The organism is Klebsiella sp. PK18 (assembly GCF_057784655.1).
In genome coordinates this window covers 4,239,768-4,264,362 of sequence record NZ_CM173493.1, presented here as the reverse complement: position 1 = coordinate 4,264,362, position 24,595 = coordinate 4,239,768, and the positions used below count along the sequence as shown (strand labels likewise).

Annotated in this window: 29 protein-coding genes; 28 read left to right on the top strand and 1 reads right to left on the bottom strand. The window is 53.5% G+C overall.

Annotation, left to right across the window (positions count from 1 at the left end; genetic code table 11):
* Window positions 1–2: 2 nt before the first annotated feature.
* The 23 genes from AC3EMD_RS20935 (at window position 3) to AC3EMD_RS20825 (ending at window position 20,016) form a co-directional block, all read left to right on the top strand.
* Window positions 3–140, top strand: a complete 138-nt coding sequence (locus AC3EMD_RS20935; protein ID WP_302073754.1) for a hypothetical protein — start codon at window positions 3–5, stop codon at window positions 138–140.
* Between the two features lie 68 nt (window positions 141–208).
* The gene (locus AC3EMD_RS20930) at window positions 209–925 is read left to right on the top strand and encodes a hypothetical protein (protein ID WP_302073753.1); all 717 of its coding nucleotides are present in this window, start codon (window positions 209–211) and stop codon (window positions 923–925) included.
* A gap of 3 nt (window positions 926–928) precedes the next feature.
* Window positions 929–2,260 (top strand): terminase large subunit domain-containing protein, encoded by a 1,332-nt coding sequence (locus AC3EMD_RS20925; protein ID WP_085332180.1) that lies wholly within the window; start codon window positions 929–931, stop codon window positions 2,258–2,260.
* 11 nt (window positions 2,261–2,271) lie between these two features.
* Window positions 2,272–3,687, top strand: a complete 1,416-nt coding sequence (locus AC3EMD_RS20920) for an anti-CBASS protein Acb1 family protein (protein WP_302073752.1) — start codon at window positions 2,272–2,274, stop codon at window positions 3,685–3,687.
* A complete protein-coding gene (locus AC3EMD_RS20915; protein WP_064174991.1) occupies window positions 3,684–4,514 on the top strand; it encodes a hypothetical protein in 831 nt (276 codons plus the stop codon). Before AC3EMD_RS20920 ends, AC3EMD_RS20915 begins: the two co-directional genes overlap by 4 nt.
* Before the next feature lie 12 nt (window positions 4,515–4,526).
* Window positions 4,527–6,140: an NUDIX hydrolase gene (locus tag AC3EMD_RS20910; RefSeq protein WP_032413638.1), complete on the top strand. Its 1,614-nt coding sequence runs from the start codon at window positions 4,527–4,529 to the stop codon at window positions 6,138–6,140.
* 15 nt (window positions 6,141–6,155) lie between these two features.
* Window positions 6,156–7,016, top strand: coding sequence for a hypothetical protein (locus AC3EMD_RS20905; RefSeq protein WP_302073751.1), 861 nt, complete (start codon window positions 6,156–6,158; stop codon window positions 7,014–7,016).
* A 13-nt stretch (window positions 7,017–7,029) separates the two neighbouring features.
* Window positions 7,030–8,061: a hypothetical protein gene (locus tag AC3EMD_RS20900; protein ID WP_021518663.1), complete on the top strand. Its 1,032-nt coding sequence runs from the start codon at window positions 7,030–7,032 to the stop codon at window positions 8,059–8,061.
* Between the two features lie 71 nt (window positions 8,062–8,132).
* Window positions 8,133–8,615 carry a hypothetical protein gene (locus AC3EMD_RS20895; RefSeq protein ID WP_017898838.1) on the top strand — a complete coding sequence of 161 codons (483 nt, stop codon included), beginning with the start codon at window positions 8,133–8,135 and terminating at the stop codon, window positions 8,613–8,615.
* The gene (locus AC3EMD_RS20890) at window positions 8,612–9,040 is read left to right on the top strand and encodes a hypothetical protein (RefSeq protein ID WP_065801574.1); all 429 of its coding nucleotides are present in this window, start codon (window positions 8,612–8,614) and stop codon (window positions 9,038–9,040) included. The genes AC3EMD_RS20895 and AC3EMD_RS20890 overlap by 4 nt, the downstream gene beginning before the upstream one ends.
* Window positions 9,037–9,471 carry a hypothetical protein gene (locus AC3EMD_RS20885; RefSeq protein WP_302073750.1) on the top strand — a complete coding sequence of 145 codons (435 nt, stop codon included), beginning with the start codon at window positions 9,037–9,039 and terminating at the stop codon, window positions 9,469–9,471. The genes AC3EMD_RS20890 and AC3EMD_RS20885 overlap by 4 nt, the downstream gene beginning before the upstream one ends.
* On the top strand, window positions 9,455–10,393 hold the full coding sequence (locus tag AC3EMD_RS20880; RefSeq protein WP_001139600.1) for a hypothetical protein: 939 nt from the start codon (window positions 9,455–9,457) through the stop codon (window positions 10,391–10,393). The genes AC3EMD_RS20885 and AC3EMD_RS20880 overlap by 17 nt, the downstream gene beginning before the upstream one ends.
* 4 nt (window positions 10,394–10,397) lie before the next feature.
* Window positions 10,398–11,792, top strand: a complete 1,395-nt coding sequence (locus AC3EMD_RS20875) for a hypothetical protein (RefSeq protein WP_302073749.1) — start codon at window positions 10,398–10,400, stop codon at window positions 11,790–11,792.
* Window positions 11,793–11,795: 3 nt separating this feature from the next.
* Entirely contained in the window at window positions 11,796–12,233 is a 438-nt protein-coding gene (locus AC3EMD_RS20870) for a hypothetical protein (protein ID WP_000013026.1), read from the top strand.
* A gap of 3 nt (window positions 12,234–12,236) precedes the next feature.
* Window positions 12,237–12,809 (top strand): hypothetical protein, encoded by a 573-nt coding sequence (locus AC3EMD_RS20865; RefSeq protein ID WP_302073748.1) that lies wholly within the window; start codon window positions 12,237–12,239, stop codon window positions 12,807–12,809.
* A 123-nt stretch (window positions 12,810–12,932) separates the two neighbouring features.
* Window positions 12,933–14,834 (top strand): lytic transglycosylase domain-containing protein, encoded by a 1,902-nt coding sequence (locus AC3EMD_RS20860; RefSeq protein WP_302073747.1) that lies wholly within the window; start codon window positions 12,933–12,935, stop codon window positions 14,832–14,834.
* The gene (locus AC3EMD_RS20855; protein WP_021518669.1) at window positions 14,834–15,544 is read left to right on the top strand and encodes a hypothetical protein; all 711 of its coding nucleotides are present in this window, start codon (window positions 14,834–14,836) and stop codon (window positions 15,542–15,544) included. The genes AC3EMD_RS20860 and AC3EMD_RS20855 overlap by 1 nt, the downstream gene beginning before the upstream one ends.
* The gene (locus AC3EMD_RS20850; RefSeq protein ID WP_021543263.1) at window positions 15,541–15,819 is read left to right on the top strand and encodes a hypothetical protein; all 279 of its coding nucleotides are present in this window, start codon (window positions 15,541–15,543) and stop codon (window positions 15,817–15,819) included. Before AC3EMD_RS20855 ends, AC3EMD_RS20850 begins: the two co-directional genes overlap by 4 nt.
* Entirely contained in the window at window positions 15,816–16,853 is a 1,038-nt protein-coding gene (locus AC3EMD_RS20845; RefSeq protein ID WP_302073746.1) for a hypothetical protein, read from the top strand. Before AC3EMD_RS20850 ends, AC3EMD_RS20845 begins: the two co-directional genes overlap by 4 nt.
* A complete protein-coding gene (locus tag AC3EMD_RS20840; protein ID WP_302073745.1) occupies window positions 16,850–17,566 on the top strand; it encodes a hypothetical protein in 717 nt (238 codons plus the stop codon). Before AC3EMD_RS20845 ends, AC3EMD_RS20840 begins: the two co-directional genes overlap by 4 nt.
* The gene (locus tag AC3EMD_RS20835) at window positions 17,563–17,895 is read left to right on the top strand and encodes a hypothetical protein (protein WP_004884185.1); all 333 of its coding nucleotides are present in this window, start codon (window positions 17,563–17,565) and stop codon (window positions 17,893–17,895) included. The genes AC3EMD_RS20840 and AC3EMD_RS20835 overlap by 4 nt, the downstream gene beginning before the upstream one ends.
* The gene (locus AC3EMD_RS20830; RefSeq protein ID WP_302073744.1) at window positions 17,892–19,310 is read left to right on the top strand and encodes a ubiquitin-activating E1 FCCH domain-containing protein; all 1,419 of its coding nucleotides are present in this window, start codon (window positions 17,892–17,894) and stop codon (window positions 19,308–19,310) included. The genes AC3EMD_RS20835 and AC3EMD_RS20830 overlap by 4 nt, the downstream gene beginning before the upstream one ends.
* Window position 19,311: 1 nt before the next feature.
* Window positions 19,312–20,016, top strand: coding sequence for a hypothetical protein (locus AC3EMD_RS20825; protein ID WP_302073743.1), 705 nt, complete (start codon window positions 19,312–19,314; stop codon window positions 20,014–20,016).
* An 11-nt stretch (window positions 20,017–20,027) separates the two neighbouring features.
* On the opposite strand, the gene AC3EMD_RS20820 is transcribed toward AC3EMD_RS20825, so the two are convergent.
* Window positions 20,028–20,429 carry a hypothetical protein gene (locus AC3EMD_RS20820; RefSeq protein WP_074186292.1) on the bottom strand — a complete coding sequence of 134 codons (402 nt, stop codon included), beginning with the start codon at window positions 20,427–20,429 and terminating at the stop codon, window positions 20,028–20,030.
* A gap of 121 nt (window positions 20,430–20,550) precedes the next feature.
* On the opposite strand from AC3EMD_RS20820, the gene AC3EMD_RS20815 reads away from it, so the two are divergent.
* The 5 genes from AC3EMD_RS20815 to AC3EMD_RS20795 all read left to right on the top strand — a co-directional run bounded on the left by AC3EMD_RS20815 (window position 20,551) and on the right by AC3EMD_RS20795 (window position 24,573).
* A complete protein-coding gene (locus tag AC3EMD_RS20815) occupies window positions 20,551–21,450 on the top strand; it encodes a hypothetical protein (RefSeq protein ID WP_302073742.1) in 900 nt (299 codons plus the stop codon).
* Window positions 21,451–22,686, top strand: a complete 1,236-nt coding sequence (locus AC3EMD_RS20810; protein WP_302073741.1) for a hypothetical protein — start codon at window positions 21,451–21,453, stop codon at window positions 22,684–22,686.
* Between the two features lie 287 nt (window positions 22,687–22,973).
* On the top strand, window positions 22,974–23,213 hold the full coding sequence (locus tag AC3EMD_RS20805) for a hypothetical protein (protein WP_302073740.1): 240 nt from the start codon (window positions 22,974–22,976) through the stop codon (window positions 23,211–23,213).
* The gene (locus AC3EMD_RS20800; protein ID WP_302073739.1) at window positions 23,213–23,530 is read left to right on the top strand and encodes a S24/S26 family peptidase; all 318 of its coding nucleotides are present in this window, start codon (window positions 23,213–23,215) and stop codon (window positions 23,528–23,530) included. The genes AC3EMD_RS20805 and AC3EMD_RS20800 overlap by 1 nt, the downstream gene beginning before the upstream one ends.
* Window positions 23,531–23,541: 11 nt before the next feature.
* Window positions 23,542–24,573, top strand: a complete 1,032-nt coding sequence (locus AC3EMD_RS20795; RefSeq protein WP_302073738.1) for a glycine-rich domain-containing protein — start codon at window positions 23,542–23,544, stop codon at window positions 24,571–24,573.
* The last annotated feature ends 22 nt before the right edge of the window (window positions 24,574–24,595 follow it).

Sequence of the window (24,595 nt, the reverse complement as noted above, 5' to 3'; positions counted from 1 at the left end):
CGATGCTGATACTCTTCATTCTCCTGTCGATCTGGCTCTGTCGACTGTCGGGGAAGCCTGGCTGGTTTAAGGTCAGCCATATTATCTCAATGCTGGCGCTCGAAGATGAGCATCCGGCACGCGGTAAGGGGCTGCGTTGAGATAAGAGCCCACATTACAGAAGTCCTTCATTGAGGGGCTTCGATAATGTCACAACGAGGTAAGGACTATGGCAAAACCGGACTGGGGAGCACTGCAACACCAGTTCCTCGCCGAGCATGCCAAAACTGGAATATCCCCGAAAGACTGGTGCGCAGCGCAGGGACTGAATTACTCATCTGCGAAACGCTATATCAAAGTAACGACTTACGGTGCGAATTCGCAAAAAAAAACTGCGAACAAATCTGCGAATTCGCAGAAGGAGAAAGGCGGGGCCAATAAAAACGGGAAGGTGAAAAAAAACCAGCCCGACACAGGCACCCGCTCAAAATCTCCAGAAACGAAACGCGCTCATTATAATTCCAGACCCGGCAACCAGAATGCATTAAAGCACGGTGGCTACGGCCGCCGGATGCTGCTATCTGACGCCATCACCGAAGATGCCCAGATGCTCACGCTCGACGATGAGCTTTTCTGGCTGCGTGCGGCGAGCCTGACAGCGGCAGAGAATATCGGGCGCTGGCAGACAGAGCTGGAGACGGCAGGCAGCGAGCAGGCCAAAGATCTGCACGACCTTATCTCTCAGGCGCAGAAAGCCATGCATCGCAACACTGCGCGCATTGAGTCGCTGGAGTACACCAAGGCGGCGATTATCAAGCAGCGCGTTGATGCCGCTTACCGCGAAGCTGCGACCGAAAAGGTTGAGCTCGAAATCGATGTGCTGAAAGACGGCGACAAGGATAACGCGATCGTCGTGCATAACTCGCTGCCTATCCCGGGAAGATAAATCATGGCCGACATTTACCTACCCACGCTACACAACGGGCAGTTAACGGTATGGTCTGACTCCTGGGATCACCAGTTGAATGCGGTTCGCTGTGGTCGACGCTGGGGGAAAACCTTCATGCTGTCGAGCGCAGCGGTGACCTACGCAACGTCGCAGTTCCGGCGCCCGGGCATGGACATCGCGCTGGGCGGCCGGGTCGGTATCTTCACTGCCGAGTATCGCCAGTACCAGGAGATCTACGACAAGCTGGAAGAAATCCTTCTGCCGCTGAAAAAGAGCTTCAGCCGGCAGGAAAAGCGCCTGCTGCTGAAGAACGGCGGGAAGATTGACTTCTGGGTCACCAACGACAACAAACTGGCCGGTCGTGGTCGTGAGTACGAAATTATCCTGATCGATGAGGCGGCGTTTACCAAGTCGCCTGAAATGTTGAAGGAGATTTGGCCGAAGTCGATTAAGCCGACGCTGCTGACGACTAAGGGCCGGGCCTACGTATTCTCAACGCCTGACGGTGTGGACGAAGAAAACTTCTTCTATGCCATCTGCCACAACAAAGACCTCGGCTTCCATGAGCATCACGCGCCGACGTCTTCTAACCCGTTCGTGCCTCCCGAGGAGCTGGAGAAAGAGCGGCAGAACAACGATCCTCGCGTTTTCCGGCAGGAGTTTCTGGCCGAGTTCGTCGACTGGTCCGCTGCGTCACTGTTCGACGTCCGCAAATGGTTCGAGGGTGAAAACCAGGATCAGCCTGTCGATTACCCTGAGATGTGTCAGGCCGTCTTCGCTGTCATGGATACCGCCGTTAAGGGCGGCACAGAGCACGACGGCACAGCGGTGGTTTACTACGCCGTAGACACCCGGCCCGGCATTCAGCGCCTGACCATTCTCGACTGGGATGTGGTGCAGATCGACGGCGCGCTGCTGGAAGAGTGGATTCCGTCAGTCTTCACCCGGCTGAATGAGTTATCCGGCCAGTGCGTCGCTGTAAATGGCAGCCTCGGCGTTTTCATTGAAGACGCCAGCATGGGAAGCATCCTTCTGCAGAAAGGCGAGAGCCTGGGATGGCCGGTCAACAAAATTGAATCCGCCCTGACCAGCAAAGGGAAGGACGAGCGCGCCATTATGGCCTCCGGGTATCACTACCGCGGGCTGGCGAAAATTTCCCGATACGCCTACGAGAAGACGGCCGTCTTCAAAGGCGAAACAGCAAACCATCTGCATAAGCAGGTTTCACGATTCCACCTTGCCGATAAGAACGCGCACAAGCGCGCCGACGATTTGCTGGATGATTACACCTACGGGCTGATCATCGCGTTCGGTAGCGGCGACGCACTCTAGCGAGAAAACCAATGAACGAAGATGATATCGCAATCGGCAGTTGCTCGCCGGAGCTGATCACGCTCCTGGACAGCGATGACATTCAGCCGGGTATGTCGGCTGGTTATCAGACCTGCAAAACGATTTACCTCTTCCACCCGTTGGGCGGGAAAATGGTGGATCGCCCGATCAAGATGGCGATGAACGAATCGCGCACCGTTCACATTTCGCAGGCGTATGGCATTGAGCAGCGTCTCCGCGATGCATTTGAGCGGGAGTGGAAAGCGCTGGGCGCCGATAAGCACATCGCTAATGCGGCGCGTATCTCTCGCATTTACGGTGTTTCGGCGATCGCAATGCTGGTTGATAACCAGGAGCCGTCCTCGGCGGTGGACTACCGCACGCTGTATAAGCACAACGTGACATTCAACATTCTCGATCCGCTGAACACCGCGGGGAGTATCGTCCTGAACCAGGACCCGAACGCGAAGGACTTTCAGAAGGTTGAAGGGATCAAGGTGGCCGGCAAGCCGTATCATAAATCCCGCTGTGTGGTGCAACAGAACGAGGACCCGATTTATCTGGCCTATAACTCTGCTGCCTTTGGCTTTACCGGTCGCAGCGTTTACCAGCGCGCACTGTTCCCGCTGAAATCCTTCATCCAGACCATGCGCACCGACGATATGGTTGCGGTAAAAGGTGGCTTGCTGATAACCAAAATTGCCGGGGCAGGCGCTGTAGTAAACAAGGTTATGCAGGCTCTTGGCGGCATCAAGCGAATGATGCTGAAGAGAGGAAAGACGGGAGAAGTTCTTCAGATTGGGCCGCAGGACGATATCAGCTCGATCGACCTGAGCAATCTGGAAAAGCCGCTCGACTCAGCTCGAAATCACATCCTGGAGAATATCGCAGCAGCAGGTGACATGCCGGCTATCATCCTGAACTCGGAAACATTCGCCCAGGGCTTCGGTGAGGGCACGGAAGACGCTCGAGCGGTTGCGGTCTACATCGACAACATCCGCGAGTGGCTTGACCCGCTGTATGACTATTTCATCCGTATTTGCCAGTATCGCGCCTGGAGCATTGAGTTTTTCAATTCTCTGCGTGCTGACTTCCCGGAGCTTAAAAACACGTACAGCCTGTATTTCTCCTCATGGATTAACAACTTCGAGTATCGCTGGCCGTCATCCTTGAAAGAGCCGGAAAGCGAAAAAGTGAAGGTTGATGAAACCCGCTTTAAGGCGATCGTCAGCATGTTGGAAGTGCTGCTTCCCCAGGTCAACACGGATGATGAGAACCGCGCTCTGCTTATCGAGTGGGCGCAGACCAACGCGAACGCTAACGAAAGCCTGTTCCCGCAGCGGCTCGATCTCGATATCGACTCGTTAAAGGCTAACCGGCCTGAACAGCCACGGGATGAAGAGCCCGGCGGCGGGATGATGCTATGAAGACTTTCACGCGCACCGTACGCGAGGCGGTGAAGTTTTTTCTGCGCAATGGCTACACCTCTAGGCAGGAGCTGGAGCAATGGCAGGCCATTATCCGGCAGGCAGCTGAAAGCGAAACTGATGACGACTACATGAGTATGGTGTCCGATCGGTTGCGTAAGACCTATGACCTGCAGGTAAGCAAGGCTGGAGCGCTGGAGCGCCACAAGGGGCTTTCACGCTTCACGCTGAACTACATGGAGCCGAAGTTACGCAGTGAGCTGGATCGCCGCATCCTGGCCAGCGCTGACCTGATAAAGCTGAATCGCACCGCGGCGATTAACAAAACCGTGCAACGCTTCAGTGGTTGGGCAACCAGCATACCGGTGCAGGATTATGTCGGTGGCGGTCTGTCACCATCGTCGCGAAGCGGGGTTAACTACAACTGCGATCATATCCAGAAGAGTGCCCAGCAGGTCGACTATGAAGCGCGCCGCGTGATGATTGACCAGAGCCATAAGCTGATCGCCAATATCGACAACATCATCGCGACGAGCAATAACGCGATTGCTGCCGAATGGCATAGCCACTGGCGCCAGCCAGGGTACGACTACCGGGAAGATCACAAGGAACGTGACAAGCTGGTTTATCTCATCCGCGGAAACTGGGCGCAGAAAAATGGCTATGTCAAAGCTGGCCCCGCCGGCTATCTCGACGAAATCACGCAGCCTGGCGAAGAGGTTTTCTGTCGGTGCTACGTCACCTATCTATACAACCTCCGCAGCATTCCCGAGGACATGCTGACCCAGAAGGGCCGCAAGTTCCTGGAGTCCATGAAAGCAGCATAGGAGCATTAAAACGTGGCTATTTTTGGCAGCGGGATAATGTTCCGTCAGGGGAAGTTCGTCTTCCTGATCCAGCGCTCGGATGATGGCACATGGTGCCAGCCGGGCGGGACGATAGAGCCGGGAGAATTAGCCATAGACGCCGCACGGCGCGAGGTGCTGGAGGAAACAGGCTATCAGTACGATGGCCCGCTGACGCCGCACAGCGTACATGGTGACTACCTGACCTACCGCGCCGACGTGCCGGAGCAGTTCGAAGCGAAGATAAACGACGAATCGCTGGCCGCCGGATGGTTCCATATTGACGATCTGCCAAAGCCGCTTCATCAGCCATTCGCTGAAATGCTGGCGCAGCAGGCGCTCAATGAAACCGACGTGGCCGCGCTCATCGCTGACGGAACGCTCAGCAGCCCGCAATATTTTTACAACATGTGGATGTTCGCCATCCGGGTGACCGGAACAGGGGTTACCTGGCGATCTGCAGATCAGGAGATGACGTTCCGTAACCCGGACGACTATCTCACCCCTGAATTTCTCCAGCGGGTAGCTGGCGTACCGCTTATCTGGCTTCACCCCGAAAAAAGAACACTTGATAGCGACGAGTTCTCAAAGCGCGTTATTGGCACCCTGACAAATGCCTGGGTTGCCGATAAGGGCGAAGTGTGGGCCGTTGCGCGTGTGTACGACGCCGAAGCTGCTGAAATTATGGCAACAAGGCAATTAAGCACCTCGCCAACTGTGAAGTTCTCCGAGGTTGCTCAATCAATCATTGTCGACGGTCAGCCTCTACTGGTGGAGCCATCCCCCGAGCTGCTCGACCACGTTGCAATTTGTGAACAGGGCGTGTGGGACAAGCTCCTTGCCCCTACCGGTGTTAAATCTGATTCCATTCCTGAAGAGGCTGAAAAGATGGACGAGGAAAAAATCGTAGCGCTGATTAATAAGGCGATCGATGCGCGTTTGGCTAAGGCCGACGAAGAGAAGGAAGCGAAAGCCAAGGCTGACGCCGAAGAGGCCGCCAAGAAAGAGAAGGCGGACGCAGAAGACAAAGAAGCGGAAGAGGCGAAAGCTAAAGCCGACGCGGAAGAGAAAGCCGCGAAGGAAAAAGCTGATGCTGAAGCCAAAGAAAAGGCAGATGCCGAAGAGGCTGAGAAAATGGCAAAAGAAAAAGCCGACTCTCAAATCCGCCAGGAAATTGCTGAGCTTCGCTCCCGCATTCCTACCGAACTGAGCGACGAAGAGCGCAACGAAGTTGCTGAAGCGCAGGTGAAAGCCGATAGCGTCTTCTCCAGCTTTGGCAAGCGCGCCCCGATCCCGCTGTCCGGTGAAAAACCGATGGCGTATCGCCGCCGGCTGATGATTCAACTGCAGGAGCATTCGCCGGACTACAAAGCCGTCGATCTCTCTGCCATCGCTGATTCTCAACTGCTGAGCACGGCAGAAAAGCATATCTACGCTGATGCGCAGAAGGCGGCCAGCCTGTCAGTTGGTCCCGGTCAGTTGCGCGAGATTAAGCGCGCCGATGCTACCGGTCGCCAGATCAGCACCTTTGAAGGCGATCCCGCCGTCACCTGGGCGCCGTTCCAGTCTGGCAAGCGTCAGGTCACCAGTTTTAACAACCAGGCTTAACGGGAGCTCTGAAGCATGGCTAATTTATCTCTTAACCCGATGGCGACCACGAATGCCGCTGGTTCCTTCGGTGTGCAGTCTGATGGCTTCATTCAGGGCGTTGCTCTGGATGACCCGGCAAACCGCTTTAACCTGGCGTCCGGTACTGTCGCCGCTACCGAAACCAAACCGCTGTGGGGTGGCCTGCCGGTTGCCGAGTTGCTGCCCGGCGTGAACTCAAGTCCTCGCGGGTCGACTATTCGTCGCGCTGTATCACTGGCTGAGCTCGAAGGCTTCACCGTCTTCAACCAGGCTCACAACGGGCTTACCACTCCGCAATCACCGGTTCCGCTGTATGCGTCCGGCATGAGCGTTTCATTCTATCGCCTTGGCTCCAACATGCGCGTTCCGCTGAAAGCTTCAGCGCAGGTGGTCGCGCTGGGAACCGCTGGCGCATCGGTGAAAACGCCACTGGCGTGGGACTTCGTCAATAACCAGGTCACCACCGCAGCCGCGGCGGCTTTTGCCGGTTCTGACATTGCCACCACTGCCGTGACCTACTCGAACGGCGTAGCCACCGCCACCACCGCCTCCGCGCATGGGCTGACTGCTGGCCAGTACGTGAAGATCAGCGGCGTAGCTCCGGCTGCCTATAACGGCACCGTCGTTGTGCTGACCGTGCCGAGTGCGACAACCTTCACCTATGCGCCTGCCAGCGCGCCGGGCGGCTCAGCAACTACGCAGGGCACTATCGGTGCTGTGGCTCAGGCAGACATCACCCTGCCGGTGAAAGTCATCTCCATCGAGAGCGGGAACTCTAAAACTGTCAGCTATGACAGCGCTACGGGATTCCTTACCTGGAACAACACCGACAGCTGCGCGCTGGTCTTACTTTAATCGGGAGCTTTAAATGGCTGCAATTACCCCCAGCTACACCATCGTCAACCCGTCGTATATTGCGCCGGAGTTGATTATTGGTTATCAGCAGGCGTCCGGTGCGTTCGAAACCATCGCCAGCGGTAACCCGCAGGTCCGCCTTGGCGTAGGCGACCAGTACGTTTATATGCGCCGCCTGGATATCCGCACTCAGGTGACCTCAAGCCAGTCAGGCAACGCCAACCAGCTGCCGAGCGTGGCGCTCGAGGCGCGCATGATCTCGACTCCAACCTACCTGTTCCGCTGCCGTGGTATCTACGATCACCACGACACCGCGGCGGCCGGTAACTGGAACGTGGCTCTTCCAGAAGCTCAGCGTCTCGGCATGCGGCAGGGCATCTTCCAGCAGTTGCGCTCTGCGCTGCTATACGGCATGAACCCGGCGGGCGGCGAAGGTCTGCTGAACACCGCAGGCGCGACCACCGAAACCCTGCCGCCGGACAGCAACAGCAACACCACTGTGCTGACCTACGACCACGGACAGATGGCGGTCTATCTGCTGGGCCATGTACAGGCCGCGCTGACCCGCACCATGCAATTGGGTCGCCAGCAGCGTGTCGTTATCCTCGGGCCGCAGCGCGTGCTGGGCGCGATGGAGATTCAGCAGATCGTTCAGCTGACCTCTTATCAGCGTCCTGGTGGTGGTACTGATACCGTCGGCGGCACCGTGAAAGAGGTTCTCCGTGGCGCGAATGTCCAGGTTGACTGGGTATACGACGACACGCTGATCGGGGCCGGTGCCGGTGGTACTGACGCGGTGGTTATTACCATCCCGGAAGTGGAAGTGCCTATGGTCAACTCCACCGTGAACACCAACGAATTCGCCAAACTGAGCCCGTCTCTGGCGGCGAATGCCCTGATGTTCACCGACATGGCGGCACCGATGGAAATCCCGACGCCAATCCCCGGGGGCGCTATCGACGTGCTGTCAGAAATGCGCTCTACGGCTGGCTGGGCAGTCCGTCCGGAAGCTATCACCATCCTGTCGATGGCATACAGCTCCTAAAACGCGAAATTGAGAAGTGCTTAAGCCTCTGCATGGTTCGCCGTGCAGGGGCTTTTTTACGAGGGTAAACAATGAAACTGTACATCGCCAACACTACCAAGCAGCGCCACATCTTCACTTTCCGCCAGCTGGAAACCGGGCGACTCCGCCAGATCCCCATTGAGCACGGCTCACAGATGCAGGTTCTGGATGGATCGACCGAAGAAGTCGAAGCGGTTATTCAGCATCATCAGGTTTACGGCCTGGTTGACTCAACCAAAATCGACCAGAGCCAGGCATTTGTCGGCCTATGCTACAGCATCAACAAACCCGTTTCCGCCAGCGTTATTGAGAAAACCATTCGCGATAACGATGGCCATCTGACCCGCGGAGCTCATAACCGCCGGCAGGCATCCGTCGCCGCACTGGATAACACACTGCGCGAAAGCGGTATCGGCTACGAAGGTGACATGGAATTCAGCGCAGAGCAGGCCAAGGGGCGCGATGACCATTCTGACGATCCGACCATCAACGAAAAAATTGTCACGCCGAAAGCCGGGAGCAAGAAGAAATGACCACCAGTCTGTCGGGATTTATCGAATTCGTTCGATCTGATATGGGCATCACCCCCGACCAGGTTCCCGACGACTCGCCGTCTTTTTCTCTCGCCTATGGCGGCGCCGTTGAATGGGTAAACCCGGACATCGCCTGTGTCATGCCGAACATGTACAGCATCGCGGTTTATAACCTTGGGGCGTCGTTTCTAATCAATTACGGGACAGAGGCTGTGTTCGCCAATTTCCGTAGCCAGTACGGACTGAACGACTTCAAGGCCGGGGTTATTACGGGCGCCGGGGATAACTCTACCAGCGCACAGCGACTGGTCCCTGATTTCTTCAAAGACCTGTCGCTGGCAGACCTGCAGATGCTCCAGGACCCGTGGGGCCGTCGCTACCTGATGATCGCTCAGCAGTTCGGGAGCCTGTGGGGCTTGTCATGATCACCTTTCATCTGGGCGTTATCGATATCCCCTACGAGGACGAGGACACCACGACCGGGGATGTTGCCGAGTATCTGGAAGAAAAGTACCAGATCATGCAGACATTCTTTGACCGCTACGGCAATGACATTGCTGACCTGATGAGTAAAGACCTGGCCGCAGCGTTTGAAAACATGTTCGCCGGCGCGCCGCCGGCAAAAGACCCGCTCGCTGAGTCAATGTCAAAAGTTCACGATCTCTTTGTCGGATTCCTCGATAACACCGAGATGAACGGCCTCCCTGGCGTACCAACGCGCCGCGCGCTCAAGGGTATATCGAAGCGCTTTAAAGGCAAAAAGGGGCCGCCGCGCCCTTCGTTCATTGATACCGGAACCTATCAGGCAGCTATGCGGGCCTGGGTAAGCGGGGTGCTGAATGCCTTCCCTGAGTGAGTTACAGAACGCCAAAACCGAGCTTAACGCTACCCTGACGCAGGGGCTGGATGATCTGAGCCGGTTCCAGGTGGTGACGTTCACGAAGTACATCAGAAAGGTGCTTCCGCTCGATGGATTCGTGTTCTGGGTGAAAGCCTCGGTTCTGTCTGACGATCCGAACAATGAGCCGGATACGGTGGATGTGAAGGGCTATTTGCACCTGACGACAGAAACCATTCAGGACGACGAGCAGTTGTACGATCGCAACGTGGTGACGTTCACCGCGCAGGCGGACATCGACCCGTTTAACGACATCGGGTCAGAGGTGCTGTACATCGGCGAGTTTTTTGGCGTGCAGTTCTCGTTCTCCCGGCGTACCGGGCTGAATGAGCCGGCGAACCTGTACCACTACACCGGAGAGGCGATTTTCCCGCACATGCGGTCGCAGATCATCAACTCTGCGGATGACATAGACCTCTCTGACGTAGTGGTGTCGAGTTCTTTGCCGATCTGGCTGGCCCTTAATCAGTACATGCCGATGTTCCCAGCGATGCTCTCAACGCAGAACCTTTCACCGCCGTATGCAACGGTGAAATGCAGTAACACGTCACCGATCGCCGGCGCGTTCTATCTGGACGAGAAGCAAAACCAGTATCAGCTGGTATCGGAAGATGTGACGCTTTCGGTCACCGGCCTGCGTAACGCAAGCATTGAAGACTTTGTGCGGTATGTGCAGGACTACACGACCGGCGATGCCCCGGAGATGGGGATCATGAATATTCCCGTCGTGCAGGATGAGCGAGTCACTCAGAACGAGCTCAACATCATCGCCATGCGTAAGACCATCAAATTCAAAATCAATTACTACCAGCAACGGATGCGTAACTTAGCGCGCCAGCTGATCACGTCTGCAATTCCGTCCATTGACCCGGAGAAATAAGTAAATGGCAATTGTTAATATTAACGTGTCGGTGACGAATCCGCCGAAGCCCTCGCAGTTGTTAAAGTCCGGGGCGATGATTTCTATGGGCGGCACGACGCTGAATGCCGGTGAATATCAGCTGCTGACCAGTGAAACCGACCTGGCAGACATCCTCGCGCCGGCGAAAACCATCTCGACGCTCGCCTGGGCTACTGGCGTGGTAACCGTCACGCTGGCTGCCGCACACGGATGGGCTAACGGGTCACAGGTCCCGGTGATCATCTCCGGAGCGACTCCGGCGGGGTACAATGGAGCCTATACCGCTACGGTGACAGGAGCCAACACCTTCACCTATCCGCTGACGACAAACCCTGGCACCGCAACGGCAATGGGTACGGTAAAAACGGTAGTTCAGAACGAAATTTCCCAGATGAATACCTCGTTCTGGGCCCAGGGGAAAACGCGGGCAGTTTATGTGCTGGAACTGGGCGATGTGTCCATGGAGGCAGCTGTCGCAGCGCTGACAACCTTCATCGCTGAAGACGTCTCTCTGGGCAATACCTACCAGAAGTTTTTCTCCTATCTGGTGCCGCGCGAATGGGATTCGGTCGATGAATTTAAAACCCTGACCGGGCTTTATACCTCGCCGGGAAGCCTGGTTTACTTCTTCGTCACCACAACGATCGCAACCTATCAGGATTGGGTCGCGACGAAATACAAAACTGTCTTGTCCGGCGTCGAGGCTCCGGACATTCCAGCGAGCGAGTTTTCCATGGCTGGCCCGTTCCAGTCATCCCTGGCGAACGACCCGGGGTCGAGCAACATGGTACCGCCGATGTCGTACCGCTTTATGTACGGCCTGACGGCGTACCCGCTGGAAGGGAACAGCGCACTGCTGAAATCACTTCAGGACAATAACATCAACTACATCGGCACCGGCGCAGAAGGTGGTCTCAGCAATAAAGTGCTGTTCACCGGCCGCATGCTCGATGGTAACCCGTTCAACTACTGGTATTCGGTGGCGTGGACGGCGATCAACCTTGAACTCGACCTGGCGAATGAAATTATCAACGGCTCCAACACGACCGTTAACCCGCTGTACTACGAGCAGAAGGGCATTGACCGCCTGCAGCGTCGCGCTCTGAAAACCTTGCGTAATGGCATCAGCTACGGGCTGATCCTCGGTCGCGTCATCGACACGCAACTGACGCAGGAAGATTTCAACACCGAGTATGACAAAGGCACTTACGCCGGCAACGCCGTAATCAACGCCGTTCCGTTCAGTAACTACAACAGCCTGAACCCCTCCGATTACCAGGAAGGCAAATATAACGGGCTGAGCGCCGTCATGACGCCGCGCCGCGGCTTCGAATCCATCACGTTTAACGTGAACGTAACGAACTTTGTAGGGGCGTAAAAAATGGCGAACCCATTAGTACCGCAGGGCTTTCTTAACCGCGTACGCGGGGCTCTTTCCGTCACGGATACACCGGCGCTGAACGTCTCGGCGTCGTACCTGGCAAAGGACGGCATTAGCCTGCGTCCGGATGGCCCAGCTACCGACATCATCCCTACGATGACCGGCACCGTCGGCAGCCAGGCGCCGTATCAGCAGGTAACGCTGACCGTGCATCTCCTGAAAACTCAGGGTCTGGGCGAAAGCTACCGGCAGCGCTTTTTAACCGACACGTCGCTGGGTGAAATCGTGGTGACGCCGGATGCAACGACGTTCGGCAATATCACGCTGCTCAACTGCTACCTGGTCAACTTCAACGAGCTGGCTTTCAGCGGGATGGACCCGGCTTTTGTGGTAACCATCAGCGGCTACATGGTCACTAACGACAACATGTGGGTGTGATGCATGAAAATTGACAAGAAACTGAATCTGGTCACCAGCGTTACCCGCGAAGACGGCTCGATCGTATACCTGCACGTGACGCCGTTCCCCTATGAGGTGGTGGAAGAGCACTGCATCCTGCTGGGGAACCTGTTCACCAAATTCATCTCGCAGGTTGGTGGTCTTGGCGCCGCCAGAATCGCCGCGATGATGCTGAGGCAGAGCCTGAAAGCGGAAATCGATAACGGCCGGACAGGCCCGAACATCGTTGATGAAATTCAGCGACTGACGGTCGTTATCCATAACGTCGGCGGCCAGTGGAAAACCACGCCTCTTGGGGTGGCATTCAATCAGGGGATTATCGACCCTGATGAGTATCGCGAGGTCGAAGGCGAAGTGGTTTTTTTTATGGTTTCCTCTGCTATTCAGAAGGCAAACCTGATCGCACCGACCGTGGGAACGGTGATCAAAATGTACGATGGGCAACTAACCTCATCGAGCGGTACGGCGTTCCGCGATTCGTTGCAGACGTCGAAGCCGGTTACCGATACCCCGACCCAGAATGCCCAGCCGGAAACGTCATTTATACCCTCTTAGACTGGGCGTCTAATGAGGGCTTCTGGCAGGTGATAAGGGAGATCACCGGCGAGGAGTATGCCAGCCCGGCGCAGTACCGGCAGCGCTACCTCCTCGCCGCGCTCAAAGAAAGAGGTTTCTTCAATGGTAGCTAAGTCGATCGTCGACATTGACGTAAATGACGACAAGTTTGTCGCGTTTATGGAAAGGTTTCGCGAATACCAGAGCGCGCTGGATGATTTACCGGAAGCCTGGCGGGTAGCTGCCGTTGGTATTGGCGAAAGCAGCAAGCAGACCGAAAAAGCCAAAGGTGAGGCGAAGGATTTAGGCGCGGAGTTTAACGCCGTGGCCGAGGCCATTCTGACCATCAACAGCGGTATCGATCGGCTCAATACCAACCTGGAAGACTCGAAGAAAAAGCAGGACGAATTCAACAAAAGCACCCGATCTGCGAAGGGTTTCCTCAGCGATGCGACGAAAGACGCAAAATCGCTGGCAGGGCATATCAAGGAAGCGACGGCCAGCCTTCTTTCCTGGGGTGGCATTGTCGGGATATTTACCGGCGTCCTGGGCGTTGGCGGCCTGTTTGGCATCAACCGACTGGCGGCCACCACCGGCGCCCAGCGGTTTACCTCTCTCGGGCTCGGGACGAGCATCGGCGCGCTGGATTCCACCGCCATAAACTACCAGAAAGCGCTGGGTAATCCGGCGGGGACGCTGGGCGCTATCCGCGATTCGCAAATGGACCTTTCGAAGCGCTGGACGTTTCAGGCGATGGGGATTAACAATCCCGACCAGGACCCGGCCAAACTGCTCCCGCAGATGATCCGTAATGCGCGCGATATCTTCGTGCAGAACGGCAGCACGCTGCAGGGCGCACAGGCGCACGGCCTGACAAACTTCTTTACGCTGGACGACCTGAACCGCTTCAAAAACATGAGCGATGAGGAGATTACCGCCATGGAGAAGCGCGCGCAGCAGGATGCGCGCATGTTGCAAATTACCGACCAGCAGGCGCGCCAGTGGCAGGATTTTAACGTCCAGCTCGACTACAGCAGTCAGAGTATCAGAAACACGTTTGTGCGTGGCCTGGGTCCGCTCACGCCGCAGCTGAGCAAGCTGTCTGATGCGCTGTCAGGCGCGATCGATACCGTTCTGAAATCACCCGAACTCGGCAAGTGGATTGATGCGCTTGCCGGTGGCATTGAGCGGTTCGGTAACTACCTGGCTTCGCCGACGTTCAAAAGCGACGTTGAGTCGTTTATGTCGGGCGTTGAGCGGCTGGGCCGCGTCATCATGAAAGTGCTCGGCTGGCTCGATGGCGGATCGTCGGCGATGGACGATATCAAGTCCGGGTCCTCATTCCTGAATAATGACGTCCAGACCGATGCCGGCGGAAATCACTTCGTAAAAGGCGGACTCAGCGATCCGAACACGCCAGCAGCGTCAAAATGGCTGGCGCGCCATCTGTACAGCTTGACTGGTACGGCCCCTGCCGAGTACGACCAGTATTTTCTGGATGCAGCCAAGAAATATAACGTCGACCCGCGCTGGCTTAAAGCCATCGCCGCGGGGGAATCTTCATGGGACCAGAATGCTGTCAGCAAAGCGGGCGCCAAAGGGTTAATGCAGGTAATGCCTGGCAACTTCCAGCCGGGAGAAAATCCATTTGACCCGCGGGACAACATCATGGCCGGCGCGAGAGTATTTAAAGATGGTCTCGACTGGTCAAGCCGTAATGCTGGCGGCGATTTTGACGAAGCATTGCGTTATTACAATGGTGGAGTCCGCCGCGGTAGTGCAGAAAACAGGGCTTATCCCGGCAGGATCAGGGAAAAGTATGCTGCGATGTATGGAGCGCCGAAGAACAATGACGCTTCTGGCGTCGATAGTTCAGAGATTGCCAAAAATACCTCGAAAACTAACCAACTCCTGCAGCAGATCGTAGATGGGAAAGGCGGCAGAGGCGGGAGCGGTGACGTTGTTATTTACAACAACACCGGCGGGAATGCCGTGGTAACTTCAGCGCAATTGGGGGCGAGGTAATGGGATTCACACGTGAAATGTATAAACTGGGTTTTGAAATATCCCCAGTAATACTTTGCGGAGGGATAGCGCAGGCCATTCCTGGCGGAATGCTCCCGATAGTCGCTTTGACGCAGAGCGCAAGCTTTGTCACGGGACTGCTTGGAGGAGCCATAAACCTAACCGATCTGGATAAATATTTCTGCCACTGGCGTCCGGTTCAGGGCGCCACAATGGTTGATTATGAAATTGCCAGATACCCTTTCGCCAACCAGGTTGTAGCTGCGAACGCTTTGCTTGCTCAGCCTTTGCGCGTTTCGTTGGTGATGGAGGCTCCGGTCAATGAAAACACCGGGGCGATGACAAAGCTCGTCACTATGAGTGCTTTGCAGTCTGTCCTTCAGGCGCATTCTAACTTAGGCGGCACGTTTATCGTCGCCACCCCGTCCGTTATCTATAGCAACTGCATTTTGCGTGTCGTGAGGGACATCACTTCTGGTAACGATCCATTACCACAGCGTTCATGGATATGGGATTTCGAGCAGCCACTGATAACCGATAATGGCGCAGAGCAAGCCGTGAACAATTTTTTAAACAAGATTGGCGCCGGGGATATGGTAACCGACCCATCATGGACTAATACCGCCAATGCTCTTGGCAACACGCCTCTCGGGAGCTCTGTATCGGAAGCAATCACCGGCCTATTGGGTAAGTTGGGGGTAGGGCCATGACAACCCAGAATTATCCGTTTACCGGCAATGATCGTCAAAGCATGACATTTACACCGATCCTTGATGGCACCGTCTATAACTGCCAGGTCAAATGGAACATTGCCGGGATGAGGTGGTATGTCCTCATAACAGATGGCTCTGGGAATACCATTCTAAATACCCCGCTCGTTGGCTCCGTGCTTAACGGTGGAATAAATATTATCTCCGGAGTGTTTAATTCGTCCTCCATGTACTGGCGCGAGCAGAATGGACAGATTGAGGTAAACAGCTCATGAGATATTATGATATTGAGATAACCATTCCTGCTGAAGGTGCCTCTCCGGAAAGAACGATAAAATACAGTAGCCATAAGAACGGAGTTTACAATCCAGGCGCCATGATGATTGAGTTTGATATCCTCAGATACGGTGAATCGACACCCCAGGGCGAAACTCACCTGACCATCTGGGGTATTGGCCCAAAAGAAATGCAGCAGGCTCGCCAGAATTTCTTTGGCAAAAAAATTAAAATATCCCTTGGGATGAAAGATGGGCTGCCATTGGCTGGAAAGGTTACCGCACCAAAACTGGTATTGGATGGCGTGATAAATCAGGTCTTTGGTAACTGGCAGGGTATTGAATTACGACTTGACTTCATAATCGTGGTTGGTCCTGTCCAGAACGTGCAAAATAACAAACCCGTCCCCCTTCCTTTAACCTTTGACTGGAAGGAGGGGCAGAAGCTTTCTGTAGCCCTCACGCAGTGTTTTATGAACATCAAAGGGTATACGTTCAATATCAACATAAGCGACCGGCTAATACTTAACCATTACCGGGGGCTGTTTTGTGATGACATTGTCACCCTGGCCAAGGACCTTAATACTTTTTCACGTTCCAGAATTCGCGATGGCGGATACTCTGGTGTAGAGATCGCAATAGTGAATGGTAATGAGATCCGGGTATGGGATAACGATTATGATAACCACCCGGATAAGACTTCTGTTTCCAGCGCCGTAGCCAGAAGTAACAGCCCAACACAAATAGATTTCAAGGATTTGATAGGTCAGCCAACATGGGTGGCATTTAATACAATCAGCATGGCGTGCGTAATGCGCGGTGATATTCAGGTTGGTGATCACATCCTGATGCCTAAAAAAAGCACTCCGTTGATACAGGCCTCTTCGTACTCTCAATATCGAGAAGACTCTGCCTTTACTGGCGACTTTATTGTGAACTCCGTTCGCCTGTTAGGGAATAGCAGGCAACCAACGGCAGAAGCATGGGTAACAATTATTGAGGCTTCCCCTTTCATTAAGGCAGGTAATGCATGAGCATCGACAACAAGCTTAATTTTGCCTCAAGCATGAACAGGTTTACTGAAAGAAAAATTGATAATGCGCTTCAAAAATCAGGGAAAGTTCTTCCGGCGAGCGTGGTTAAGCAAACAGGGAATATGATCACTGTTTCCTTTGAGCTAAGGGATATCCCATATGTTTTGCCGCAAGTTACTATCCCCTTATTCGGCCCTCAATATATTCGTTACCCCATGCAGCCGGGAGATAAGGGGATTGTTATCCCCGCAGATACTTACATTGGCGGGGTTAGCGGTCAGGGAGGCGGCATTGCAGATATGACACCGCCAGCAAACTTAAGCGCCCTCGTTTTTTTGCCTATCAGTAATACCGAGTGGCAGGGTGTCGACGGACAGGTGGTGACGGTATATGGGCCGGAGGGTGTAACGCTGCGCGACAGCGGCAGCAACACGACTTTTCTCCTGAAGCCTGACAGCATCGCCATTTCCACACCTGACAGCTTCACCGTAACCGTTGGCGGGACAGTCATCTCACTAATCGGGACAAAATGGAGCATTTCAGGCGAGGCAGGGCATCTGCAGGACTCTGTGGCCAGCACCAGCCCGGCAATCATGCACGCCGGGTGGCAATCGCTTCTGGCCTGGCTGAACAGCCATGAACATTCAAACGGCAACGATGGAAATGATACCGGGGGGCCGACTTCAACGTATAACGGGAGTATCACCGAGTGAGAACCTATGGCCGAAACTCTGAGGGGAAGTGGGTCCTGGTGGAAACCGACGAAAATGGGTTTAATGACTCGGTGTATTTGACTACCCTGATCCAGAATCTGAAACTGGCGCCGCAGGAGTCGCCATTTTACGCCAATAACGGAATCCCGGCCGCCGGGTCGGTGATCCAGCAAATCCTGCCGACGTATTACGTAAACCGTATTCAAAAACAGTTCAGCCAGTATTTTTCCTCGCTGCAGATTGCGCTGATCAGCGACGACCCGCCTGTTTATAACATCTCGGCAATCACAAATGCAGGTTCAAAAATAATTACACAGGTGGCCGTATGAGCGATTTACCAGTCAGCTATACGTCAGCAGGCCCGGTTCCTCTGACGCCGGAAGAGCTAAGAGCACAGCTCGTTTCCCAGGCCATTGCGTTATCTCCTGGCCTCACAACTGATTTGCCTGGCTCTCTGATAGAAGACGTGGCCAGCACTGATGTCGGCGCGCTTATCGTCTGCGATCAGGCGAGGGTTGACCTGATTAACTCAGTGGGGCCGCTAAAGGCTAACCTCGCCATGCTGGAGCTTCTCGCGCAGCAGGCTGGTATCCCTGGGCAAAAAACGGCTGGCACGACAACGGTCCCGATTCAGTTTTCCGGCCCGGCGGGATTTGTTATCCCACAGGGGTTTATTGTTTCTGATGGGACCTACACCTATTCAGTCAGTGATGCGACGATTATCTCGTCGTCAGGAGTGTCTGCCAGCGTATCATGCGAGGGAACGGAGACCGGGAACTGGGCGGTGCCGGTAAATACGGTTAACCAGGTAATCACTAGTCTTCCTTCTGACGTCACCATAACCTGCACCAACCCGATCGCTGGCACTCCGGGTGCTGACCCGGAAACGAATTATCAGTTTCGTGATCGAGTATGGCAGGCGCAGATGGCCACAGTTCAGGGATATCCTGGATTTATCCGGCAATATCTCACCAGCCTTGATAACGTGCAGGCGCGCCTGGTTTCTGTCATTCAGGACGGGGATAAGTGGATAGTCATGTGCGCCGGCGGTGATATTTACGATATTGCTGGCGCGCTCTATAAGTCGGCGGGGGATATCAGCCGGCTGAAAGGGTGTTCACTGAACGTAACGGGGATCACGAATGCAAATCCTGGCGTCGTCAGCACAGACCTGACTCATGGTTACACTGACGGCCAGGTTATCAGGATCACTGGCGTGACCGGGATGACGGGCATTAATGACGTTCCTCTGACCGTGACGGTGCTGTCTCCTCACACTTTTTCCATCGGGATTGACACCACGTCATCCGGGACCTGGGGAGGCGGCGGCGAGGTGACACCGAACGTCAGAAACAATACCGTGACGGTGAATGACTGGCCTGATAACTACGTGATCCCGTTCGTGACGCCATTGCTGCAGCGGGTCACTGTGACGTATCAGTGGGGGACAGAAAGTGTTAACTACCTGACAGATGCCACGGTCGCCTCTCTGGTCTCGGAGCCTACGATTCAGTATGTGAACGGCATATTCGCCGGGAAACCGCTGAACGTTAACAACCTGAAAGACGCATTCTTACAGGCGATTAACTCGACAATCGACATGGGGCTGATCAGCACTCTAACCGTCGCGGTCACCATCAATGGTGTGATAACGCCACCGGATGCCGGGACGAATATCATCAGCGGCGATAAGTTCAGTTATTTTTATATCGCGTCGGATGGCGTGATCGTAACAGGGGCGTAGCATGCTGGACGATATCATCCGGTCGTATATGTATACGCAATACAACGACGATGACAATCTGCGGGCGTTTTTTACTGCGTATAACTCGATGGCGCAGGGCATTTATGACTGGATGGTTAATGCCAACCTGCCGATTTTCATCGGTGACTACAACACCGGAGACCAGCTCCGGTGGATTGCCCATGGCATCTATGGCGTGTTCCCGCCGGTGATTTCCAGCAGCGATCAGCAGGAGATAGGCCCATATAACACCTTCGAATTTAACAAGCTGGCATTCAATGAGTACCGGGTGATTGACCAGTCGAACCAGGTTGTTGTATCCGATGACCTTTTTAAGCGGATCATGACATGGAATTTTTATAAAGGTGACGGCTTCTATTTCTCTATCCCATGGATAAAACGGCGTATTCTGCGGTTCCTATTGGGAGTAAATGGCACAGACATCCTCAACGACCAGCGATGGAGTATCTCGATCCAGTTTGTGGATGGCGGTATCGTGATATCCATCTATAAGGGGAGGCGTAGGTTCACGCGGAGCGCTATCTACAACGCATCGGCCTATAACTCCAGGAAGTACAACCAGAAGGACACGGCCTTTGTGATCACCGAGGATTTCGAGTTCGCCATTTTCTTCAAGCAGGCCATGGATAGCGGCCTGCTGCACATGCCTTTCTACCAATCGATATCGGTTGAGATTATCGACTAATAAAAAACTTGTTATAGAGGCTTGAGGATATCTATTAACGACATATATCCCCCACTTCCGCAAGTAGAGAACCTTAGATAAACTACGCCACCTTTAGAAATGAGGTCCTGAGAATTTGAAATATCCTCGTTATTAAGTTTTTCAAAATTAGTAGGGATGGCGAACTCAACACCATCATTTCTCTTTACCTTAATTAATTCAATGTATCTTCCTGATTTGGAATATTGACCACCTGTGACGGTCAGCAATCCTTCATTAAGAGAGCAATTGCTTCCTTTTTTTGGGATGTCATCCAAGCCTGTAAATCCTGCGGTATGTGTTACTTCATCGAAGAAAACAGTTGGAGAAGCAAATGCATTAACTGACGCAGACGAAAAGATTAAATATATTAGTAACTTGCTAATAACCTTCATGGTAATTCCCCTTTGTTGATGTGCTTAAAAAGTTACATAAATAATTGATTTTTATCAATCGAATACTTCTTAGCATAACCCGCTTCGGCGGGTTTTTTTATGCCTATATCCCGGAGGAGACATGGCACTAACCCTTTTGGCTACAAACAACGCAGAAAGCACGCTGGCTTCTGCTATCAGCGCTACCGACACGTCGCTGATCGTTAGCGCTGGAACTGGTGCCGAGTTCCCTGATGCTGTGGCAGGCGAGAGCTACTTTACTCTTACAATAATTGACGCCGCCACTGGTTCAGAAGTAGAAATTGTAAAAGTAACATCAAAAAGTGGTGATGTATTTACAATTGAGAGAGCCCAAGAAGGAACTATTGCAAAATCATGGTCTGCTAATGATTATGTAGCAAATATGATGACCGCAGGAACATTGAATGTAATTTCGGACTTAACAAATCAGGCCGCTCAATCAGTAGAAGAAATATCTAATATAGCAGCAACTCTCCCTACAAATGAACAGTTTACAGAATTGCAAACGTCTGTTGATTCTATTACTGCCGATCCAGCTAATGCCATAACTTCCATTACTATACCTGCACTAGATTTCAGCCTTGCTATTGGGAGCGCTAGCTTTGGAATGATCGCTAGCAGGCTTGCAGGATGGCAGTTTACTCATGGCGCAGATGCATCAGTTACCAAAATGATAGACCTACCATCTCACTGGTCAAAAATGCGTATTTCTCTTATTTGGGCGAACCTTGTCGCGAATACCGGGAACGTAAGTTTTTCAGGGTTAATACAGAGTTGGTCGGCCGGGGAATCATTTAATCAAACTCCATCGGGAGGAGGAATTGTAGCTGCTGCTAACGCCACGCCGTATATAGGGGTTGAAACACAAATAGCCCTTGATCTAACAGTGGACCCAACACGGCACACCACCATTCGCGTAGGTAGAAACGGCTCCTCGCCAAGCGATACGCTCCCAACAGCAATGGTATTATTAGCTGTAAGGCTAATTAAGGTGGCATAAATGAGCGTAACTCAAACGTGGCGCACTGGAATTCCAACACCAGGGGTCTTGCGTAACTATCCACCTAACCCGCTATATGTAGATTCCGTAAATGGTAGCTCTTCAGGGACGGGTTCTGTTGATAATCCAGTTAATACATTATCTCTCGCTCTCGGTTTATGCGCAGGGCTTCCTGATTACGAAATAAAAATATCCGCGCCAGAAAATAGCCCTTTGCGGCAAGAGGTTATTTTTGACACGTCATTAAATGTGACCTTGTCCGGTGTAGATAGTGAACCTTGGTATACTTTCGGTTCGGAAAAACACATATCAGGATGGACTCAGAGCGGGCAAATTTGGCGCAAAACGCTTGGCTATACATCTGTGCTTCAGGTCGTCGTCACGACGATGACAGAGACAGTCGGCGATCGTGATGATTTCTTTTTCAAATTGGTACAGAACACAGCCACGCCAACGACACCGGCTGCAGGTGAATATGGATATTCAAGCGGGGTTATTTATGTCCGCTTGCCCGATGATTCCAGCCCTAACCTGCATACCATAGAGATATCCCGGCGTAACTTTGGGGTTGGAACAATTGGTTTCGGCCTGCTGACAATAAACGACTGCATATCCAGATATTGCATGATTAACGGGATTTCATGCGGTCAATCTACTCAGCCTGCCGGAACTGGTTATCTGACTGTAAATAACTCACTTGTAGAATATTGCGCAAATGGTGGTGTAGGCGGTACAGGCCGAAACGAACTTATCATCTGCAACAATGTAAAAGCGTACAGGATAAGTAATGACGGATTTAACCAGCATGCTCCGACTGGTGGTCAAGGGAAGATGATCCTTAATGGTTGCGATGGAAGCTATAACGGAGATAAGGCAGGTCAATCAGCTCAGGGTGCATCCAACCATGAGACAACGACAATGATATTAAATGGAGGAACATTTAATTTTAATGTCTCAGGTGGAATGGTAGTTATCGAAAATGCCCGGTGTGATATTCATGGTGACACGCAATATGGTCCTGTAATGATGAATGGAAACATGCGACTTGGTAATACCGCAGGAACAATTGCCAATCAGGGCAGTTGCGCATGGCTTAATAACTCAGTTGGCGCTGTAACGGGTTCTGTAACTGTAGAAAATGGCGGCGGTGTAGGTGTAAGGAGAGATTCCGGCGCTGTAGTTGATGGAATAACAACCATCCATTCAATAAATAACGCATTGCCAGATATTTTGTGAGGTTAAAATGACAGTTTGCAGATTATGCCAGGCCGAACCCATGTTAATGACAAAGCCGGAAACTGACGGGGTGATCAGCTTTTATGTTTACTATGTTGAATGCTCCGGGTGCGGAGTGGGCACCAAAAGATTTTCTGAGCAGTCCTTAACTGCAGAAGAGGCCATCCAGAACGCACAAGGCCAATGGGAGCTAATGAACAAGGTCGATCCTTAAAAGCCGTTTCGCTTGACGTGTGAAATCGATAAAACTACTGTATATAAAAACAGTATTTATCGGAGGGCAGATCATGCTTCGACAGACAGACATCGCCGCAGCTTTCCGCGAGTCGGTATTGCGCAGTTCCAAGGGGTTCCAGTACCTTCACACCCGTGACTTTGTTACCGCGCTGCGCCGGCGCGGCATACACTTATCCGAGGTGGAAGCGAACTCCTGGATCGCGCGGGAACAAACGTATTTCGTCGACAAAACGCCGGACCATAGCGAAAACAGGCTGTGGATGATGGCCAACATGGGGAGGGTCATCTGATGGGGTTCCCGTCTCCGGCGTCTGACTACACGGAACAGCGATTAACGGTTAACTCGATCTGCAATGTCGGGCCAAATACGCGCCTCTTCGAGCGATCAGGCGGTTACGTTGTGCTGGATATCTCCCTGAAGCCAAAGCAGGGTAGTCAGGTTCTTATCCAGCACGGCGGCGGGACGGAGCTTGCCACGCTGAGAGGAAAGTCACTGATTACTGAAGATGGTGAAGCGATCGAGGGCGAAGTCCTGGACGATGTTACTGTCATCGGCGTCGTGACGTTTACTATCTGCGATGTTCGTTCCGATAATTCTATTATTTAACTGGGGTATATATGGCGCTGAAGCTATTAGCCAATAATAACGCAAAGAGTGTTCTCGCTGCGGGTATTAGCGCGTCCGCTACCGTTATTACCGTGGGAACTGGAGCGGGTGCTTTATTCCCATCGCCAGTATCGGGAGAAAGTTATTTCAAATTAACGATAACCGACGCGGCCACGAAAACAATTTCTGAAATTATGCACGTCGCGTCTGTATCTGGTGACGTGATGACAGTAATTCGTGGTCAGGAAGGAACTACGGCACGCGTATGGTCAACTAATGATATCGTCGCGAATTTAATGACCGCCGGGTCATTATTATCCTTTCTGCAGATCAGCAATAACCTGTCAGAAATTAAAGATGCCGGTGAGGATGCGGTAAATGAAGCCCGTTATAACCTTGGGATCGCTGATTCTTCTGGTTTTGTCGGGCGTTCACTTGGCGCTCCAAAAGCTTTCTATGCAAACGGAACCTATACGCGCTCACCGCTGGCCCGTTTTGCAAAAGTAACGTTGGTCGGAGGCGGAGGCGGCGGTGGCGGGTGCCAGGCATCTAATAACACCGAAACCTTTTCCGGTGCTGGCGGCGGCGCGGCGGCAACTGTTGTTGTATGGGTTGACCTGTCTGCAGCCAGCTCTTACGCGATAACTATCGGTAAGGGGGGTAAGGGCGGCGTAGGCGCAGTAAGCGGGGGTGATGGAGAATCTTCCTCGTTTGCGGGTCTGTTCTCGGCGCCGGGCGGTAAGGGTGGCGTGAAGTCTGGCATCTCGAATACTGCCGGCGGCGCAGGCGGTACGGCTACAGTTGGCGACGTCCGGATCAACGGAGGTACTGGCTCCGATGGGCAGACAGGATCAAGCCTTTTGCCTGGGAATGGCGGAGCGTCGTTTTTTGGCGGTGGCGGCCGGGCAGGAGCTCAGGCTGGTATTGCTGGCACTGCTCCCGGCTCCGGCGGTGGTGGGGCCTATGACCTCGGGTTTACCGGCACGGCATTTACCGGTGGCGATGGTGCTAATGGCATGGCGATCGTGGAAGAATTCGCGTGACGGGTGTGTCGTAGATGTGGCG